This is a genomic window from Hydrogenophaga palleronii NBRC 102513 (assembly GCF_001571225.1).
Taxonomy (GTDB): Bacteria; Pseudomonadota; Gammaproteobacteria; order Burkholderiales; family Burkholderiaceae_C; genus Hydrogenophaga; species Hydrogenophaga palleronii.
This window is the reverse complement of the sequence record NZ_BCTJ01000008.1, coordinates 128884-147791: the sequence shown is the minus strand read 5'-3', so window position 1 is coordinate 147791 and position 18908 is coordinate 128884. Positions and strand designations below refer to the sequence as shown.

Here is an 18908-nt window from a genome sequence, read left to right as displayed (position 1 = left end):
TTGGGATGCTCCTGATGATTTGGAAAACTGGCGTGCCAAATTGACGTGCACGTCAATCTGGAGATTGTATGCCGATGCTTTTGCCGAATCGTGGTCCGGCGCTCTCGCCGCGGGCCATGCCCACATAAAAGAACGATCGTGCTTTTTCCGCATTTTAGGCGCGAAATTGCCATCAGGGAAGCGGCTTTTGAAACCCCTACCGGTATGCTCCGGTTCACGGCGATTTCTTAATTGATTGTCAAAGGGGCTGCGCGCCCGCGCATCCGCCGATATATTCGCCCAAACATCTGTCAGGGGACCCATGCCTTATCTTTTGAAGCCACATGCGCATAGCCGCCGTTGATGACGACCTTGCACAACTGGATCTGGTCAAGGCCGTGGTTGTGTCCATGGGGCATGACTGCCACCGCTTCGAAAACGCGCAAGCCCTGTTGCGCCTGCTGCCCAAGGAAACTTTCGATCTCTTCATCATCGATTGGGAACTGCCCGACATCGCCGGTCCGGACCTGATCCGCACCATCCGCAACATGGCGGTGGCGCCGGTGCCGATCCTGATGGTGACCAACCGCAGCGACGAGCGCGACATCATCGAAGGCCTGCTCTGCGGCGCAGACGATTACATGGTCAAGTCCTCGCGCGTGGGTGAACTCAGTGCGCGCCTGATGGCCTTGCTGCGCCGTGGTGGCCATCTGCCGCCCGCGCAGGAAGTGACATGGGGGCCTTACCGCTTCCTGGCGCAGGACCGGGGGGTGTGGATCAACGGCGAGGCCGTGACCACGTTGAGCAACAAGGAATTCGACCTCGCACTCATCATGTTCCGCAACCTTGGCCGTCTGCTCTCGCGCGCCCACCTGATCGAAGCCGTGTGGGGCATCGGCGCGGACATCTCCTCACGCTCACTCGACGTCTACATGTCGCACGTGCGCAGCAAGCTGCGCCTGCGTGCGGAAACCGGCTACAAGCTGGTCTCCATTTACAGCCACGGCTACCGCCTGGAAGACCTGGGCCCTGCGCGCCCGGGCACCGCCACCTGAACATGAACCGCCACCCATTGCCCCGCCCTGCCCCACATTCCAGGCAACGCCTGCTGACCCTGTCCCTGGCCATCGCCGGGCTCTGCCTGTGCGCGCCCGTGCTGGCGCAGCAAGACCTGGTGCACACCGTGCAACCGGGCGACAACCTGCACGACATCGCACAACGTTACCTGGACGATCCGCGGCAGTGGCCCGAGCTGCAACGCTTCAATCACGTGAGCCACCCGCGCCGCCTGAGGCCCGGCAGCCAGCTGGTGATTCCCGCCGCGCTGGCGCGGCCCGCGCCCGCTTCGGCAGAGGTGCTGCACGTGGCCGGCCAGGCCAGCGTGCGCACGGCCGCACAGACCGCGGCCGAGCCGCTGGCCATCGGTGCAAAGGTGAATGAAGGTGCACAGATCGAGGTCGGCGACGACGGCTTCGTGACGCTGCGGCTGGCCGACGGTTCGCTGCTGCGCCTGGCCGCCGGCTCGAGTGCACAGCTGCGCGAACTGCGCCACGCACCAGCATCGGGCCAGGTGCAGTCCACCATCCAGCTCGAACGTGGCCGCATCGACGCCACGGTGTCACCGCTGCCCGCTGCGTCACGCAGCCGTTTCGAGGTGCACACGCCGCGCGCCATCGGCGGTGTGCGCGGCACCACCTTCGGCGTGGCGGTAGGCCCGCAGGGTGACTTCATCGGTGATGTGCGCCAGGGCGCCATCCACGTGCAGGCACAACACGCCCGCCCGGGCGCCGGTGCAGCAGCCATGGTGCGTGCGGGCGAAGGCACGCGCGTGGGCGCGGCCGGCACGGCCATCGGCGTGGTGCCGCTGCTCGCCGCACCCGACCTCTCGCGCGTGCCGGCGGTGCTCGAAGACATCGCCTGGGTCGAAGTGCCGCTGGCACAGGACACCGGCGCCGTGGCCTGGCAGGTGCGCATCGCGCGCGACGCGGCATCCGAACAGGTGCTGCGCAACGGCCGCTTCACGCAGCCGCTGGCGCGTTTCGCTGGCCTGGAAGACGGCGAATACCAGCTCGCGGTGCGCGCACTCGACGCCCAGGGCATTCCTGGCATCGAGGCGCAACGCACGCTGGTGGTCAATGCCCGCCCGCAGGCGCCGCTGCTGCGTGAGCCCCGGGCCGGCAGCCGCCTGCCAGCGCACGCGGTCGAGCTGCTGTGCACCGAAGGATCGGACGCCGTGGGCTACCGCTTCCAGCTCGCGCGCGACGCCGCGTTCACGGACCTGGTGGCGCAGACCGGTGATCTGCCGCAATGCCGGCACAAGGCGGTCGACCTGCCGCCGGGGGCCTACCACTGGCGCGTGGCCTCGGTGGCACGCGATGCACAGGGGCAACGCGACCAGGGCCCGTTCAGCGCCGCAGTGCCCTTCAACGTGGTGCCACTGCCCCCGCAACCGGAAGCCCCCAGCCTGCGCAGCGAAGACAGCCGTTCGCTCGGCGTGGCCTGGAGCGCCAGCCCGGGCGGTCCGTGGCGGCACCAGATCCAGCTGGCACACGACGACAAGTTTGCGCGCCTGCTGGATGACCAGCAACTGCAAGAGCCGGCCTGGCGCCGCAGCATGCCGCCACCCGGCACCTACCACCTGCGGGTGCGGCAGATCGACCCCGATGGTCTGCAAGGCGCCTGGTCTTCGGCGCAACGGCTGGAGGTGCACGAGCAGATCAGCACCAGCAGCGAACAGCCGCTGACCAGCTTCGACGGCCAGCCGGTACGGACCGGCACGCGCTGAGCCGCTGCCCGTGACCACGCGCCCCCGCAACGCCGCCCCGTCGTCTGGCACACCGCCAACGGGACGCGCGCAACGGCGGCCCACCCAGCGCTGGCTCGAATGGGGCCTGTTGACATGTGTGCTGCTGGCCTGCGTGGTCGCACTGGTGGTGTCGCGCAGCCTGGAGCACCTGGACCTCACACTCAATGACCAGCTCTCGCGCCTGAGCCAGCACAGTGTCTCGCCCGACATCGTGATCGTGGCGATCGACGACAAGAGCCTGGCCGAGATCGGGCGCTGGCCCTGGCGGCGCGCGGTGCACGCCAGCCTGCTCGACCGCATCAACGCCGCCGGGCCGCGTGCCGTGGGCCTGGACCTGATCATGGTCGAACCGGGCCCGGAGGACGCGCCCGACGACACGCTGCTGGCCAACGCCATCGCCCGCAACGGCAAGGTGGTGTTGCCGCTGATGCTGCTGGACGCCCAGGGCACCGGCCAGCTCAGGCGCACCGACCCGGCACCCGCACTCGCTGCGGCAGCCGCGGCCATCGGCCATGTGCACCTGGAGATCGACAACGACGGCATCGTGCGCAGCAGTTTTCTGCGCGAGGGCGACGGCGAGCGCTGGTGGGACCAGTTTGCGCTGGCCCTGCTGCGCGTCGGTGGTGCCAGCCTGCCCACGCCGCTGCCCGGCGAACGCGCACCGCCGCCGCAAAGCGCCGGCGCCTGGCAGCGCGACCACTGGATGCAGATTCCCTTCGCCGGCCCGCCGGGCCACATGCCCAGGGTGTCCTACGTCGATGTGCTCAAAGGCCTGGTGCCGCCCGAGCAGCTGGCCGGCAAGTTCGTGCTGGTGGGCGCCAGCGCCGCCGGCATGGGCGACGCCTACGCCACGCCGCGCTCGGGCCAGGCCGAGCTGATGCCGGGCGTGGAGATCGCAGCCAACGTGCTCAACGCGCTGCTGCTCGACCACCGGCTGGAGCGCGCCAGCGCCTGGCAGAACGCGCTGTTCTGCACGCTGCCGGTGGTGCTGGCCCTGCTGGCCGTGCTGCTGTTGACGCCAACCTCGGCACTGCTGGCCAGCGCCGGCTTGCTGGTGGCGGTGGTCGGTGCGGCCGCGCTGGCGCCCGCGCTGCTCGGCCTGCAGTTCGCGCCCGCGGCCGGCCTGCTGGGTGTGTTGCTGGCCTACCCGCTGTGGGTGTGGCGCCGCCTGCGCACCGCCATGAACTACCTGCTGGCCGAGTTCCGGCGCATGGAGACGCGCCGCGATCTGCCCACCATGCTGCCCGCGGCGCGCAGCGGCGACCTGCTGGACCGCCACATCCACGCCTTGCAGAATGCCTCCGAACAATTGCGCAACCTGCACCAGTTCGTCAGCGAAACCCTCAACAGCGTGCCCGACGCCACGCTGATCACTGACGCGCGCGGCCTGGTGCTGATGGCCAACGAAGCCGCCCACGGCTACTTCCAGCGCCAGCAGATCGACGCGTTGCAAGGCCGCCCGCTGGCCGAGCTGCTGCAGGACGTGCGGCGCGCCGGCACGCAGACCCCGGTGTTCGAAACCGCGCAGCTCCAGCAGGCGCCGCAACCCTGGGGACTGGAGGCACGCGACGGCACGGGGCGTGACCTGCTGGTGCGCTTCGTACCCTGCTTCAACACCGACGGCCAGGCCACCAGCTGGATCGCCAGCCTGGTCGACATCACCCCGATCCGCGAAGCCGAACGCCAGCGCGATGTGGCGCTGCGCTTCATCTCGCACGACATGCGTTCGCCGCAGGCCTCCATCCTGGCGCTGCTTGCCGTGCAGCGCCTGAACCCGGCACAGGCCATGCCGCCCGAGACGTTGGAGCGCATCGAGCGATACGCGCGCCGCACGCTGGACCTGGCCGAAGAGTTCGTGCAACTGGCGCGCGCCGAGTCCACGGCCTACCGCATGCAGACGGTGGACCTCACCGACCTGCTGGACGACGCGGTCGACGAGGTGTGGCCGCAGGCCCAGGCCCGGCAGGTTGGCATCCTGGTGCAGCGGCCCGGCTCGCCGGCGCTCTGCGAGGCCGACCGCGGCCTACTCACCCGCGCCATCAGCAACCTGCTGGGCAATGCGGTGAAGTACAGCCCCGAACACACCGAGGTGCTGTGCGCCCTGGAGCCCACCGCGGCGGGCTGGCAACTGTGCATCACCGACGACGGGCCGGGCATGAGCGAAGCGCAGCAGGAACGCCTGTTCCAGCAGTTCGCGCGCCTCGATCCGGCGCAAAGCCGCACGCGCGGTGTCGGCCTGGGCCTGGTGTTCGTGCGCACGGTCGTCGAGCGCCATGGCGGGCGCATCGAGGTGAACAGCGAGCCCGGCCACGGCGCCACCTTCCAGTTCACGCTCGCCGCCAGCGTGGAACCCGTCACGATCGACATCCCAGCACCCTGACGCCCTGCGCAGGAATCGACGTTTCAACGCGCGGCTCTGTTAAGCGACTGTTAAAGCGTTTGTGCCCATGGCGGCGGCTGGCTACCCTGCAGTCATTGACCCGACACCCAGCCCACCATGAACAGCCTCACCACACGCCGCGACAACCGCTCCTTGCTTGCAAGCGCGTGCGCCAACGCGCCGGCAGGCCGTCTTTCAGTGGTGCCGCTGCGGCGTACCGGGGCCCGTGACGAGACCTGCAGCATGAGCATCCCACAAGGCTTTGACCGCCAGGCCACCACCATGCGCCTGGTGGGCCGCACCGCACGCCTGATGTTCAGCCGCCGGGACCCGGACCGCGCCCGCGCACTGGCGATGGAGCTGGCACGCACCACCGCCGCCTTCACCGGCCTGGACGACCCGGTCCGCACCTGGGACGTGGCGCTGCAACTCGACCGCGGCCTGGGCCGTGCCCGCCGCCTGCACCGCCTGGTCAACAGCCCGGTCTGGCAGAGTGACCATGGCACGCCCACCCATGTCAAGGCGCCGGAAGACAGCGCCGCCGACTACCTGTTTGCCGCCGTGATGAACCTGGTCTACAAGGTGCCGCTGTCCGACGAAGCGCACCTGTTCCGCCTGTGGTACCTGGCCTCGCGGGCGGTCAACGCGCCCGACAACGCCACGCGCCTGTTCGGCAACCTGCGCCAGCTGCCCGCCCACCAGCAGCTCGCGGCCGGTGCACGCATGATGGAAACCCTGCCGGGCCCTGCGCCCGCACTGCGCGGCCCCGACCCAAGGCCGATGGTGGTGCTGGATTCGACGGACTGAACCGGCCGCCAGGCCACTTGAACGGCTTGCGGCAGGCCGGCGTCAGCCGAGCGAAGAGTCCAGCATCATCATCAGCACGAAGCCCAGCATCAGGCCACCGGTGGCCCAGGCCTCGTGGCCCTTGCGGTGCGACTCGGGAATGATCTCGTGGCTGATCACGAACAGCATGGCACCGGCCGCAAAACCCAGCCCCCAGGGCAGCAGGCCCGCGCTGTGGCTGACCACCGCCGCACCCAGCACCGCGCCCACCGGTTCAACCAGGCCGGACGCCACGCCCAGGCCCACGGCCAGCCAGCGCCGGTAACCCGCGGCCAGCAGCGCCGCGGCCACCACCAGGCCTTCGGGCACGTCCTGGATCGCGATGCCGGCGGCCAGCGCACTGGCGCGCAAAGGGTCGTCACCGCCGAAGGCCACGCCGATGGCCAGGCCTTCGGGCACGTTGTGCAGCGCGATGGCGAACACGAACAACCAGGTGCGGCGCAGCGTGCGCGAGCTCTGCCCTTCCACGCCCTTGATGAAGTGCTCGTGCGGCAACAGCCGCTCCATCAGCAGCAGCACCGCCCCCCCGAGCAGGATGGAAGCACCGATGATGCCGGCGGCCTCCCAGGTGCCCGCCCCCGCGTTGCGCGCCGCGGCCAGGCCCGGGATGATGAGCGAGAAGGAACACGCGGCCAGCATCACACCGGCGCCGAAACCGAACAGCGTGTCCTGCGTGCGCTCGGACAGGCGTTGCGAGAACAGCACCGGCAGCGTGCCCAGCGCGGTCGCAAACGCGGCCATCAGCCCGGCCTGCCAGGCCAGTGACACACGCGGCTGCGTCGCCAGGTAAGCGGCGAACTGCGAAGCCAGCGCCACCACGCCCGCCAGCAGGATGAGCGCACCCACCGCCTTGCGCCAGCGGCCTGCGGTCATCACGGGCCAGGTGTCTTCGCCGTTCATGTTCACTCCCTTGTGCGCCGCGGCCTCAGGCCCGGGCCGCGGCGTAGCGGCGGCCCACCTCTTGCCAGTCGACCACGTTGTAGAACGCGGCGATGTACTCCGGCCGGCGGTTCTGGTACTTGAGGTAGTAGGCGTGCTCCCAGACATCGAGGCCGAGCACCGGTGTGTTGCCGGAACCGATGCCCACCATCAGCGGGCTGTCCTGGTTGCCGCTGCTCTCCACCACCAGAGCACCCTGGCGGTTCACGCAGAGCCAGGCCCAGCCGCTGCCAAAGCGCGTCAGCGCGGCCTGGGTGAAGGCCTTCTTGAAGGCCTCGAAGCCACCCAGCTCGGTGTCGATGGCGCGCGCCACATCGCCCTCTGGCTCGCCGCCACCACCGGGTGACATCACGGTCCAGAACAGGCTGTGGTTGGCGTGGCCGCCGCCGTTGTTGCGCACCGGCGCCTGCAGCTTCTCGGGCAGCGACTGCACCTGCGCCACCAGCGCTTCCACCGGCAGTGCCTGGTACTCCGTGCCCTCGAGCGCGGCGTTCAGGTTGTTCACATAGGTCTGGTGGTGGCGCGTGTGGTGGATCTCCATGGTCTGCGCGTCGATGTGCGGCTCCAGCGCGTCGTAGGCGTAGCTCAGGGTGGGCAAGGTATGGGACATGGTCAGAACATCCTTCGGGTAACAGAAAGCGGTGGAAATCCGGCGGGGCTTCAGTGCACGGGGCCGACGGCCAGCGCCATGCAACCCTTGCGCAAGGCGCGCAGGATGGCCGGGTCGCTGCCGTGCTCGGACAGATGCAGCATCAGGCAGGCATGGGTTTCGCGGCTGTGGCGCAAGGCCGCGCGCTGCAGCTCGTCGTGGGTGGTCTCGCCCGACTGCAGCAACTGCATCAAGACCTCGTGCACATGGCAACGCTGCACGGCGGCAAGCTCAACGCTGCCGGCGTCGGCCAGCACGTCGGCCAGGTTCAGGTGCGCGACCACCAGAGCCGCGACGCAATCGTCGGCCTGCCCGTCGGGTGGGTCGGCCACCAGCGAACGCGCCAGCGCCACCGCCTGCTGGTAACTGGCCAGCGCCAGCAGCAACTGGCCCTGCAAGGCCGCGCCCTGCCCGCGCCGCATCTCACGCTGCCATTGCTGCAGCGAAGGCGGGCTGTGGTGGCCGGCCGGCTCGCCAGCGGATTGCAGGTCTGTGCGGAGATTCATGTGCGGCGCCTTCCTGTGTGCATGCCGTCATCGGATGGGCGACGGCTTATTTCTTAATGATAATCATTATCATCTAGAAAGCCGGGCGCGCACAGCCCTGCCTCGATGCCCTCAAGCATCGAAGGGTCGGGGCGGTCAGAAGGGGCGGATGGAAACGGGCAGGCCAGGCTGCGCCATCGGGCGCAGCGGCCGCCGCTCAGTCGGCAACCGGCGGCAGTGGCGCAGCGCTGTCGGTGCGGCCCGCTTCGGCCGGGCTGCTCACGGTGTGCAGCACGCGTTGCGGGTACGGGATCTCAATGCCGTTCTCACGCAGGGCCTGCAGGATCGCGCGGTTGATCGCCGAGCGCAGTTTGAGCTGCTCGGCACCGTCGCCCGAATTGATCCAGTAGCCGACGGTGAACTCCAGCCCGTCTGCGCCGAAGGCCGACAGCGATGCCTGCGGCGCGGGCTCTTTCAGCGCCGCGGCCTGCTCGTCCACGGCTTTGAGCAGCAGCCCGCTCACCTGCTCCACGTCGCTGTCGTAGGCGACCGACACCACCGAGGTCTGCCAGACCCGCGTGAGCGCGCCCGTGAAGTTCTCCACCCGGTTGATCACCATCAGCTCGTTCGGCACGATGGACTCGCGCCCTGCGGGCGAGCGGATCACGCTGTAGCGGGTGTTGATGTCGAGGATGCGGCCCTCGAAGCTGTCCACCTTCACGTTGTCGCCGATGCGCAGGCGCCGCTCGGCCAGGATCACGAAGCCGCTGACGTAGTTGGAGGCCAGCTTCTGCAGACCAAAACCCACGCCCACACCGATCGCACCGCTGAACACCGAGAGCGCCGTCAGGTCGATACCCACCGACGTCAGCGCGATGATCAGGCCCACGAACAGCAGCAAGGCGCGCGTGGCATTGCTCACCGCCTTGCGCATGGACAGGTCGCCACCCGTGGCCGTGCGCAGCAGGCGGGACTCGATGGCCGACGACACCCACAGCGCCAGGATCATCACCGCACCGGCGGTGATGAAACCTTCCACCAGGGTGCGCAGGCTCAGCGTGCTCGAGCCGAGCTTCCAGGAGATGTCGTCCATCTCGGCCAGCACCACCGGCAGCAGGCCACTGACCCACAGCACCATGGCCGCCCAGGCCACCCACGAGATGGTGCGCTCCAGCGCCTTCACCCAGGGTGCGGTGGTGAAAGCCGCCTGCAACACCTTCACCCCGACGCGGATCACCACCAGCGCCACCAGCACCGGAATGGCGACCTTGAACGCGGCCAGCGGCATGAACGCGATGACGATGGCGCGCGCCACATAGGCGAGCAGCAGCAGCAGCAGCGGGAACATCGCGCCGTCGATCAGGCGCCGGCCGAACAGCACCGACTTCCTGTCGTCCTCCATGCGCAAGGCCTTGCGCAGCGCACCGCTGATGACCCAGGCCAGCCCGACGCAGATCGCCAGCGCGGCCAGCTCGACCAGCACCGTGGGTTGGGTGAATCCAGCGAGCCAGAGGCCGAAGTCGTCAATGGGTTTCGGATGCGCCTGAGGATTCATGGGAGAGGAAGAAAGGGAAAAAATAAAACGAAGAAAGGATCAGGCGCGCCAGGACGGTGGGCGTTTGTCGATGAAGGCCTGCACACCTTCCTGCGCCACAGCGTGCGCCATGTTGCAGGCCATGCTCTCGCCCGCCAGCCCGTAGGCCGACGCCATGTCGGTCTCCAGCTGGCGGTAGAACAGCGCCTTGCCCATGGCCAGGGCTTCGCGGGGTTTGCCCAGGATGCGCTCCACCAGGGTTTGCAGCTCGGCGTCCAGCGCGTCGGCCGCCACCACGCGGTTGACAAGCCCACGCACACGCGCCTCGTCGGCCGAAATGAAGTCACCGGTGAGCAGCATCTCCATCGCCTGCTTGGGCAGGATGTTGCGCGAGAGCGCCACACCCGGCGTGGCGCAGAACAGGCCGACGTCGATGCCGTTGACACCGAATGTGGCGCTGTCGCTGGCCACCGCCAGGTCGCACTGCGCAACCAGCTGGCAACCGGCGGCGGTGGCCAGGCCCTGCACACGCGCGATCACCGGCACCTCCAGCGCGCGGATGCTCAGCATCACGCGCGAGCACTGCGCAAACAGCGCCTGGTAGTAGGCCAGTTCGGGTTGCGCCTTCATCTGCTTGAGGTCGTGGCCGGCGCAGAAAGCGCGGCCTTCGGCGGCGATCACCACCAGCCGCGCCTGCGGGTCGGCGGCCACGTGGTCCAGCGCGGACTGCAGCGCCGCCAGCATGGCTTCGGACAGGACGTTGAAACTGCGCGGCGTGTTCAGCGTGAGCGTGTGCACGCCACGCGCATCGCGCGCGCACAACAGCACGGCGTCGGCGGCGGGAGATGGGGTGTGGGCGGTCTCGGTCATCGGAACATTATGGGATGACCACACGGCCCATGCGTTCAGACGCCGGCCAATACCCGCAGGTGCGCTTCGACACTGCGCGCGAGTGCGCTCAAGGCGTAACCACCTTCCAGGCAGCTCACGATGCGGCCCTTGGCATGGCGCTGCGCCACTTCCTTGATGCGCTCGGTGATCCAGGCGTAGTCCTGCTCGACCAGGCCCATCTGCGCCATGTCGTCTTCGCGGTGCGCGTCGAAGCCGGCGCTGATGAAGATCATCTGTGGCTTGTGCGCGTCCAGCCGCGGCAGCCACATCATGTCGACCAGTTCGCGGATGTCCATGCCCTTGGTATAGGCCGGCACCGGCAGGTTGACGAGGTTGCTCGCGGTGGAGTGCTCGCACTGCGGGTAGAACGGGTGCTGGTAGAAGCTGCACATCAGGATGCGCTCGTCGCCGGCCACGATGTCCTCGGTGCCGTTGCCGTGGTGCACGTCGAAGTCCACGATGGCCACGCGCTTGAGGCCATGGCGCTCCAGCGCGTACTTGGCGGCCACCGCCACGTTGTTGACGAAGCAAAAGCCCATGGCCTGGTTGCGCGTGGCGTGGTGGCCCGGCGGGCGCACGGCGCAGAAGGCGTTGGCGAGTTCACCGGCGATCACCGCGTCGGTGGCATCGATGGCGGCGCCCGCGGCCATCAGGATCGCGTCCCAGCTGTGGGTGTTGATGGAGGTGTCGGGGTCCACCTGCGCGTGGCTCGGGCCGCCGGCGGCCATGTCGTCGCGCAGCTGGTCGCTCAGGCCGCGCAGGGCCGCCAGGTGCATGCGACCGTGGGCGAGTTCGAGGTCGGCAATGGCGGCGGCGGTGGCTTCGCGGCGCTCCAGCGCGATCTCCAGGCCGCTGATGAGCAGGCGGTCTTCGATGGCATCGAGCCGATCCGGGCATTCCGGGTGTCCGGCGCCCATCTCGTGTCTCCAACAATCCCGGTGGGTGAAATACCCGGTGGCTTGGCTCATGGGGTTTTACGGTATGGTTCGCGGCATGCAAGCCGACACAAGAATCCAACTGCTGCTGAGCCAGCTTAACACGGTGATCGTGGGCAAATCGCAGCAGGTTTCGGACTGCGTGGCCTGCCTGCTGGCGGGCGGCCACCTGCTGATCGAAGACGTGCCCGGCGTCGGCAAGACCACGCTGGCGCACGCCCTGGCACGCTCCTTCGGCCTGCAGTTTTCACGCGTGCAGTTCACCGCCGACCTGATGCCCAGCGACCTGATCGGCGTGTCGATCTACGAACGCGGCCGTGAAGACTTTGTCTTCCACCCGGGCCCGGTGTTCTCCCAGGTGCTGCTGGCCGACGAGATCAACCGCGCCAGCCCCAAGACGCAGAGCGCCCTGCTCGAAGCGATGGAAGAAAAACAGGTCACGGTGGAAGGCGAAACGCGTCTGCTGCCCGAGCCCTTCTTCGTGATCGCCACGCAGAACCCGCACGACCAGCTCGGCACCTACGCCCTGCCCGAGTCGCAGCTGGACCGCTTCCACATGCGCCTGTCCATCGGCTACCCGGACCGCGCCGCCGAGCGCGAGCTGCTGCGCAGCCAGGACCGGCGCGACATGCTCGAACAGCTGCCGCCCGCGCTCACGCCGGCCGACCTGGTCGACCTGCAGCACACCGTGAGCCAGGTGCACACCGCCGAGCCGGTGCTGGATTACCTGCAGGACATCGTGGCCGCCACGCGCAGCGGGCGCTGGTTTGCACAAGGCCTGTCGCCACGCGCCGCGCTGGCCGTGGTGCGTTCGGCCAAGGCCCAGGCCTACCTGAGCGGGCGCGACTACGTGGCGCCCGACGACATCGCCGCCGTGCTGCCGCAGACCGTGGCCCACCGCCTCACGCCGGTGCGCGACGCCGGGCGCGGTCCGGTGGAGCAGGTGCGTGCCTTGCTGGAAGCCGTGCCGTTGCCGTGAGTGCGAGCACCCCCCGCCGCGCTCCGCGCGTCCCCCCTGAGAGGGGGGCGGTGCCTGAGGCCCGGCAAAGCCGGTTCCTCGGCACCTCTGGATGGGGGCATCCGCGCGCCCGACTGCAAGCCTGGTGGCACAACCGCCTGCCGCGCCGCGACACGCTCACCCTCACCCAGCGCAACGTCTACATCCTGCCCACGCGGGCCGGCTGGATGCTGGCACTCACGCTGATCCTGCTGCTGGTGGCCAGCATCAACTACCAGCTCAACCTCGGTTACCTGCTCACCTTTCTGCTGGCCGGCTGCGCAGTGGTCGGCATGCACGTGTGCCACGGCAACCTGCGTGGCACCACCCTGCACCTGAACCCGCCCGAGCCGGTGCACGCCGGCCAGGCCGCCGCGCTGGACATCCGCCTGTCGAGCGAGCGCCGGCGTGTGCGCTACGGCATCGGCATGGGCGTGATCGGCGTCGACCCGGCGCACGCCCCGCTGGCCTGGACCGACGTGCCCGCACAAGGCAGCACCACGCTGCAGGTGAGCTGGCCGGTGCCCGGGCGCGGCCTGCATGCCCTGCCCGCGCTCACTGCGCTCACGCTGTTTCCGCTCGGCACTTTCCGCGTCTGGACGGTGTGGCGCCCGGCCAGCACGGTGCTGGTCTACCCCGAACCCGAGAGCCAGCCGCCACCGCTGCCGCCGGGTGAGCCGCAGCCCGGCCGCTCCGGCAGCGCGCGCGTGCAGAGCACGGGCGAGTTCGACGGCGTGCGCGCCTACCGCCGGGGCGACCCGATCAAGGCCGTGGTCTGGAAAAAAGCCGCCCAGGCCTTTGCCGGCGGGCGCGACGAGCTGGTGAGCCGCGACGCGCTGTCCACCCAGCACCAGCAGCTCTGGCTCGACCATGCGCAGTGCGGTGCGGGCGACCTGGAAGCGCGCCTCTCGCGCCTGACCGCCTGGGTGCTGATGGCGGACCGGCTCGGCCTGGACTACGGCCTGCGCCTGCCCGGCCGCGAAATCGCACCCGACCAGGGTGCGGTGCACCGGGCGCGCTGTCTGGAAGCGATGGCGGTGGTATGAACACCCCCCGCCACGCTCCGCGTGTCCCCCCTGAAGGGGGGCGCAGCTTGCGGCCCGGCAAAGCCGGTTCCGCGGCTGCTCTGGACTCAATCCCGTCGCGCCGGCCCGGTGGTTTGACAGCGTGGGTTGCCGCCCCTCCACGCGACACGCGCGACACGCTCTTCCTGCTCGCCGTGGTGGCCTGGGTGGTGTTGATGCAGGTGGCGCACGTGCCGTGGTGGTGCAGCGCGCTGGCGGTGAGCGTGCTGGCCTGGCGCGCGGTGCTGGCGCTGCGTGGCCTGCCGCTGCCTGCCTGGCCGTGGCGGCTTGGCCTGCTTTTGCTCACGCTGGCGGGCACCTGGGGCACGCACGGCACGGTGCTCGGCAAGGACGCCGGGGTCACGCTGGTGGTGATGCTGCTGACGCTGAAGACGCTGGAGATGCGCGCCCGCCGCGACGCCTTCGTGATCTTCTTCCTCGGCTTCTTCACCCTGCTCACGCACTTCTTCTATTCGCAGTCGCTGCTGACGGCGGCGGGCATCCTGATCGCGTTGCTGGGCCTGTTGACCGGGCTGGTCAACGCCCACATGCCGGTGGGCCGGCCCTCGCTGGCGCAGGCCGCGCGCATCGCCGCCGGCATGGCCGCCATGGGCGCGCCCATCATGCTGGTGCTGTTCCTGCTGTTCCCGCGCCTCTCGCCGCTGTGGGGCACACCGGGCGAAGACCGCGGGCGCAGCGGCCTCTCGGCCAGCATGCGCGTGGGCCAGATCGCCGAGCTGGTGCTGGACGACAGCATCGCTTTCCGGGTGCGCTTCGAAGACGACACGCCACCACCCCAGGCCGAGCTGTACTTCCGCGGCCCGGTGCTCAGCGCCTTCGACGGCGTCGAGTGGCGGCCCCTGCGTTCCGGCTTCCCGCCTGCGCAGGCGCTGGGCAGCGAGCTGGCCGTGTCGGGTGAGGCAGTGCGTTACGCCATCACCATGGAGCCGAACCGGCGCCCCTGGCTGTTCCTGCTGGAAGCCGCCGAACAGGTGCCCGAGGTGCCCGGCATGCGGGTGCGCATGACGAACGAGCTGCAGTGGCTCACCGAACGGCCGGTGAGCAGCCTGCTGCGCTACAGCGCGGTCAGCCACACCACGTTCCGCCACGGCCCTCGCGAGGCGGTGCTGGCACTGCAAGACCACGTGCAGCTGCCGGCCGGCTACAACCCGCGCACGCTGGAACTGGCCGTGCAACTGCGGCGCGAACACGGCAGCGGGCCCGGGGCCACGCCGCGACTGGTCAACGCCGCCCTGGAGCGCCTGCGCACCGGCGGCTACACCTACACGCTGGAGCCTGGCGTGTACGGCCAGCACACGGCCGACGAGTTCTGGTTCGACCGCCGCGAAGGCTTCTGCGAACACATCGCCAGCAGCTTCGTCATCCTGATGCGCGCGCTCGACATCCCGGCGCGCATCGTCACCGGCTACCAGGGCGGAGAACGCAACGGCGTGGACGGCTACTGGACGGTGCGCCAGCGCGACGCCCACGCCTGGGCCGAGGTCTGGCAAGCCGGCCAGGGCTGGGTGCGTGTCGACCCGACCTCCGCCGTCTCACCCGGGCGCATCGGCTCGCTGCAGCGCCTCGGCGCTCCCGAGGGCGCGTTGGCCGGCGCGTTGCGCACCCTCGACCCCAACCTCGCCGCGCGGGTGCGGGCGGCCTGGGAGGCCGTCAACAACAGCTGGAACCAGTGGGTGCTGAACTACACCCAGGGCCGCCAGCTCGACCTGCTGAAAGGCCTGGGCTTCAAGACCCCGAGCTGGACCGACCTGGCCTATGTGCTGATCGGCGTGGTGGTGTTCGTCAGCCTGCTCGGCGCCGCCTGGACGCTCTGGGAGCGCCAACAGCACGACCCGTGGCTGCGCCTGCTGCAGCGCGCGCGAGCGCGCCTGGCCGCGCTCGGCCTCGACAGCGCCGACCACACCCCGCCGCGTGAACTCGCCCGACGTGTGCAAGGCCGCTGGGGCACCACGCCCGCCGCCCAGGGCATTGCACAATGGCTGCTGCAACTCGAAGCCCAGCGTTACGCCCGACCGGGCCACGCCGGCACGCCCACCCTGGCCACGCTGCAACGCCAGTTCCGCCAACTCACCTGGCCCAGAAAAGAGCCCCGTTGAACACCATCGCCTCCTCCATCCGCGCCCGACGCGCCAGCGCTTCTCCCATCGCCCTTGCAGTTGCGTCGGCCCTGCTCACACTGGCCACCGCGCTGTGCGCCGGCAACGCACTGGCGCAATCACCCGCCAAGACACGTTGGACGGCCCCCGCCGCCGCCAAGGCAGCGGCCCACAGCTACTCACATAGCGCTGCCGCCATGGCGTTTGCGGACGACCTGGCGCAGCGCCGCGACCTCAACCCCGCCTGGGTGCGCCAGCAGATCGGCGCGGCACAACGCATTCCCAGCGTCATCCGCCTGATGCAGCCGGCGCCCAGCGGCACGCCCAAGAACTGGGCCGCCTACCGCGCGCGTTTCATCGAACCGGTGCGCCTGCGCGCCGGCCAGCGCTTCTGGGAAAACAACCGCGAGGCCCTGGCACGCGCCGAAGCCGAGTACGGCGTGCCGGCCAGCCTGATCGTGGGCGTGATCGGCGTGGAAAGCCTGTACGGCCAGCACACCGGCAACTTCCGCGTGCTCGACGCGCTGACCACCCTGGCCTTCGACTTCCCGACCAACCACCCGCGCGCGGCCGCACGCACCGAGTTCTTCCGCAGCGAACTTGAGCAGTTCCTGAGCCTGGCCGAACGCACCGCGACTGATCCGCAGAGTTACCTTGGCAGCTACGCCGGCGCCATGGGCTGGCCGCAGTTCATGCCCAGCAGCTGGGTGAAGTACGCCATCGACTTCGACGCCGACGGCAAGGTGGACCTGTTCAACAGCCAGGCCGACGTGATCGGTTCGGTGGCCAACTACTTCAAGGAATTCGGCTGGCAGCGGGGCATGCCCACGCACTACCCGGTGCGCTTCGACCCGAACCAGAGCAAGGAAGACTTCGAGACCCTGCTCGCCCCCGACATCCTGCCCAGCTTCGGCGTGGCCAGCTTCACCGCCAAAGGTGCGGTGCTGGAAGGCCCGGCCCTGGCGCACACCGGCAAGCTGGCGCTGGTGGAACTGGAGAACGCGGGAGCACCGTCCAGCTATGTGGCCGGCACGGAAAACTTCTACGTGGTGACGCGCTACAACTGGAGCAGTTACTACGCGCTGGCGGTGATCGAACTGGGCGAGACGATCAAGGCACAGATGGCCAACGGCAACTGACCGAGGCGCCCCGTCCGCCCAACCCCGGGGCGCGTCAGAACACCGACAGACCCGTCCGCGCCGTGAACATTTCCAGCGCCTGCATGCCCAGCAGGGAGTTGCCGGTGGCATCGAGCGCCGGCGACCACACGCACAGGCTCAGCTGGTCGGGTACCACCGCCACGATGCCGCCGCCCACGCCGCTCTTGCAGGGCAGGCCGATGCGGAAGGCGAACTCGCCCGCCGCGTCGTAGGTGCCGCAGGTCAGCATCAAGGCGTTGATGCGGCGCGTCTGGCGTTCCGTCAGCAGCGGCTCGCCGTTGAACGGGTGCCGGCCGTCGCGGCACAGCAAGCCCGTGGCGCGCGCGAGTTGCAGGCAGGACATGCTCACCGCGCAGTGGTGGAAGTAGGCGTCGAGCACGGGGGCAACGTCGTTGTCGATCTTGCCGAAGCTCTTCATGAAGTTGGCCAGCGCGATGTTGCGAAAGCCGGTGGCGGCTTCCGAGGCCGCCACCTCTTCGTCGAAGTGCACCGGCTCGTTGCACAGGCTGGTCACCAGTTCCAGCATCGACGCCTTGGGATCGCCGTGGCTGAGCAGGCGGTCGGTGACGGCGATGGCGCCGGCGTTGATGAAGGGGTTGCGCGGTGTGCCCTGCTCGGACTCCAGTTGCACCAGGGAGTTGAACGGGTTGCCCGAGGGTTCGCGGCCGATGCGCTCCCACAGGCCTTCGCCCATGGCGCGCATGCCCATGACCAGGGCGAAGAGTTTGGAGATGCTCTGGATCGAGAACGGTGTGGTGCTGTCGCCGGCGTGTGCCTCCTGCCCGTCGCAGGTGCGCAGCGCAATGCCGAATTGCACCACCGGCACCCGCGCCAATGCGGGGATGTAGCTGGCCACCTGGCCCTGCGCACCGAGCTGGGGGCGCAGCGTGTGGACGATGTCTTCAAGAATGGGCTGGAACTGCATGGCGCCATTGTCGGGCAGTGCACGCACACGGCAGGATGTGGCCCCTGCTCAGGTTGGATCGCGCAATGGCGCAGCCTGTGTTGATGCCGCAAGCAGGTTCGTGGCCTTGAACCCGCGCACGTGCGGCGGGCCGGCGCTGCTCAATGCGTGGCTGGGCTCGGCAGCGGGAAGTCGTAGTTCGGGTCCACCACGCGCGCGGCCATGGTCGGCAGCATGTGGTCGATGAACACCTCGCCGATCCAGCGGCGCGTTTCCGAGTCGCACATCGGGCCGCTGGTTTGCAGCGCGAGGCTGCTGAAGGTGGCGATGCCGTCGTCCATCTGCAGGCAAGTCGGCACGAGCGGGTGGGCGTCGTGCTCGCCGTCGGCGGGTGCCTCGCTGGCGGAAAACGCCGCCGCTCCCGCGGCCATGGCCTGATGCCAGGCGCTGAAGAAACGGTCGAAGCAGCCCACGGTGCCGCGGCGCCAGACGTCGGCGACGTAGAAGAGCCAGGCGCCTTCGTCTTCCACCACGAAGCCCCAGGAGAACTCGTGGATGCCATCGGGCGCCTGCTCGAACACGCCGATCTCGCGCACGTCCTCGCGCGCCTTGAACTCGGCGTACAGCGGGCCGGGGCCGGAGAGTTCACCGCGCACGAAGCGGGCCAGCATGCCGGGGTCGGAGCTGAACAGCGGCAGGGGGTCGGTCCATTCGCGCTTGGCGCGGTTGATCAGGCGCGAGGTGGCGTCGGCGCTCTTCTGCGCCTGGATGCAGCGGTCCATGAAGCTCTTGCGGCCGTCGGGCGTGGCCAGCAGGTCCAGGGTGTCGGCAAACGTGGCGTCGTCTTTCAGGTAACCGTCTTCGCGCAGGCGCAGCACGATGTCGAGCATCGAGTTGCGCGTGATGTGCTCGATCATGTAGGCCATGTCGCCACCCTCGTACTCGGTCATCGACTGCTGCACCCAGGCCATGGTCTCTTCCTGGGAAAGACCTTGGGGTGCACGAGGCATGTCGTTGAACAGGGCGCGCAGCACCCTTACCGTGTCGAGATCGCTGGCCATTGAGCCTCCGTGGTTGTCGCGCCGGGCAGGCGTGGCGCATCACCGCCCACACCCGGCCCGACACGTCAGGATAGGTGCATTCGACCGGCGGCCGGCCTGCGCGGCCGCCCCGTCCGTGATTTTTTCGGTTGCTCGCCCGGTTTTTTCGCCCGCGGTGCAGC

Annotated in this window: 17 protein-coding genes; 8 read left to right on the top strand and 9 right to left on the bottom strand. The window is 69.2% G+C overall.

Going from position 1 to position 18908, the window contains the following annotated elements:
- Positions 1-303 (bottom strand): hypothetical protein (locus HPA01S_RS23455; RefSeq protein WP_218005330.1); only part of this gene is annotated, 303 nt, incomplete at its 3' end.
- A gap of 20 nt (positions 304-323) precedes the next feature.
- On the opposite strand from HPA01S_RS23455, the gene HPA01S_RS08405 reads away from it, so the two are divergent.
- The 4 genes from HPA01S_RS08405 (at position 324) to HPA01S_RS08390 (ending at position 5972) form a co-directional block, all read left to right on the top strand.
- Complete coding sequence (locus HPA01S_RS08405) at positions 324-1034, top strand: response regulator transcription factor (protein ID WP_066268745.1); 711 nt, start codon at positions 324-326, stop codon at positions 1032-1034.
- A gap of 2 nt (positions 1035-1036) precedes the next feature.
- Positions 1037-2764, top strand: a complete 1728-nt coding sequence (locus tag HPA01S_RS08400; RefSeq protein WP_066268743.1) for a FecR family protein — start codon at positions 1037-1039, stop codon at positions 2762-2764.
- Positions 2765-2774: 10 nt separating this feature from the next.
- Positions 2775-5165 (top strand): CHASE2 domain-containing protein, encoded by a 2391-nt coding sequence (locus HPA01S_RS08395; protein ID WP_084360553.1) that lies wholly within the window; start codon positions 2775-2777, stop codon positions 5163-5165.
- A gap of 243 nt (positions 5166-5408) precedes the next feature.
- The gene (locus HPA01S_RS08390; RefSeq protein WP_066268741.1) at positions 5409-5972 is read left to right on the top strand and encodes a hypothetical protein; all 564 of its coding nucleotides are present in this window, start codon (positions 5409-5411) and stop codon (positions 5970-5972) included.
- A 42-nt stretch (positions 5973-6014) separates the two neighbouring features.
- On the opposite strand, the gene HPA01S_RS08385 is transcribed toward HPA01S_RS08390, so the two are convergent.
- From HPA01S_RS08385 to HPA01S_RS08360, 6 genes are all read right to left on the bottom strand, one after another.
- Complete coding sequence (locus tag HPA01S_RS08385) at positions 6015-6884, bottom strand: ZIP family metal transporter (protein WP_174525286.1); 870 nt, start codon at positions 6882-6884, stop codon at positions 6015-6017.
- 52 nt (positions 6885-6936) lie between these two features.
- Entirely contained in the window at positions 6937-7560 is a 624-nt protein-coding gene (locus HPA01S_RS08380) for a superoxide dismutase (protein ID WP_066268737.1), read from the bottom strand.
- Positions 7561-7610: 50 nt separating this feature from the next.
- The gene (locus HPA01S_RS08375) at positions 7611-8105 is read right to left on the bottom strand and encodes a DUF2753 family protein (RefSeq protein ID WP_066268735.1); all 495 of its coding nucleotides are present in this window, start codon (positions 8103-8105) and stop codon (positions 7611-7613) included.
- 196 nt (positions 8106-8301) lie between these two features.
- A complete protein-coding gene (locus HPA01S_RS08370; protein ID WP_066268734.1) occupies positions 8302-9639 on the bottom strand; it encodes a mechanosensitive ion channel family protein in 1338 nt (445 codons plus the stop codon).
- Between the two features lie 39 nt (positions 9640-9678).
- Positions 9679-10488 (bottom strand): enoyl-CoA hydratase, encoded by an 810-nt coding sequence (locus tag HPA01S_RS08365; RefSeq protein WP_066268733.1) that lies wholly within the window; start codon positions 10486-10488, stop codon positions 9679-9681.
- Between the two features lie 35 nt (positions 10489-10523).
- Complete coding sequence (locus HPA01S_RS08360) at positions 10524-11477, bottom strand: histone deacetylase family protein (protein WP_066268731.1); 954 nt, start codon at positions 11475-11477, stop codon at positions 10524-10526.
- Positions 11478-11502: 25 nt separating this feature from the next.
- Between HPA01S_RS08360 and HPA01S_RS08355 the strand changes: the two genes are divergently transcribed.
- The 4 genes from HPA01S_RS08355 to mltB all read left to right on the top strand — a co-directional run bounded on the left by HPA01S_RS08355 (position 11503) and on the right by mltB (position 16761).
- A complete protein-coding gene (locus HPA01S_RS08355; RefSeq protein WP_066268773.1) occupies positions 11503-12423 on the top strand; it encodes an AAA family ATPase in 921 nt (306 codons plus the stop codon).
- Between the two features lie 50 nt (positions 12424-12473).
- Positions 12474-13487 (top strand): DUF58 domain-containing protein, encoded by a 1014-nt coding sequence (locus HPA01S_RS08350; protein ID WP_066268729.1) that lies wholly within the window; start codon positions 12474-12476, stop codon positions 13485-13487.
- 113 nt (positions 13488-13600) lie between these two features.
- On the top strand, positions 13601-15622 hold the full coding sequence (locus tag HPA01S_RS08345; protein WP_066268728.1) for a transglutaminase TgpA family protein: 2022 nt from the start codon (positions 13601-13603) through the stop codon (positions 15620-15622).
- Positions 15619-16761, top strand: coding sequence for a lytic murein transglycosylase B (gene mltB, locus HPA01S_RS08340; RefSeq protein ID WP_370670984.1), 1143 nt, complete (start codon positions 15619-15621; stop codon positions 16759-16761). Before HPA01S_RS08345 ends, mltB begins: the two co-directional genes overlap by 4 nt.
- A gap of 34 nt (positions 16762-16795) precedes the next feature.
- Here mltB and HPA01S_RS08335 read toward each other — a convergent pair whose 3' ends face one another.
- Positions 16796-17707 (bottom strand): glutaminase, encoded by a 912-nt coding sequence (locus HPA01S_RS08335; protein ID WP_066268770.1) that lies wholly within the window; start codon positions 17705-17707, stop codon positions 16796-16798.
- 140 nt (positions 17708-17847) lie between these two features.
- Positions 17848-18747 carry a hypothetical protein gene (locus HPA01S_RS08330; protein WP_157084932.1) on the bottom strand — a complete coding sequence of 300 codons (900 nt, stop codon included), beginning with the start codon at positions 18745-18747 and terminating at the stop codon, positions 17848-17850.
- Positions 18748-18908: the final 161 nt, after the last annotated feature.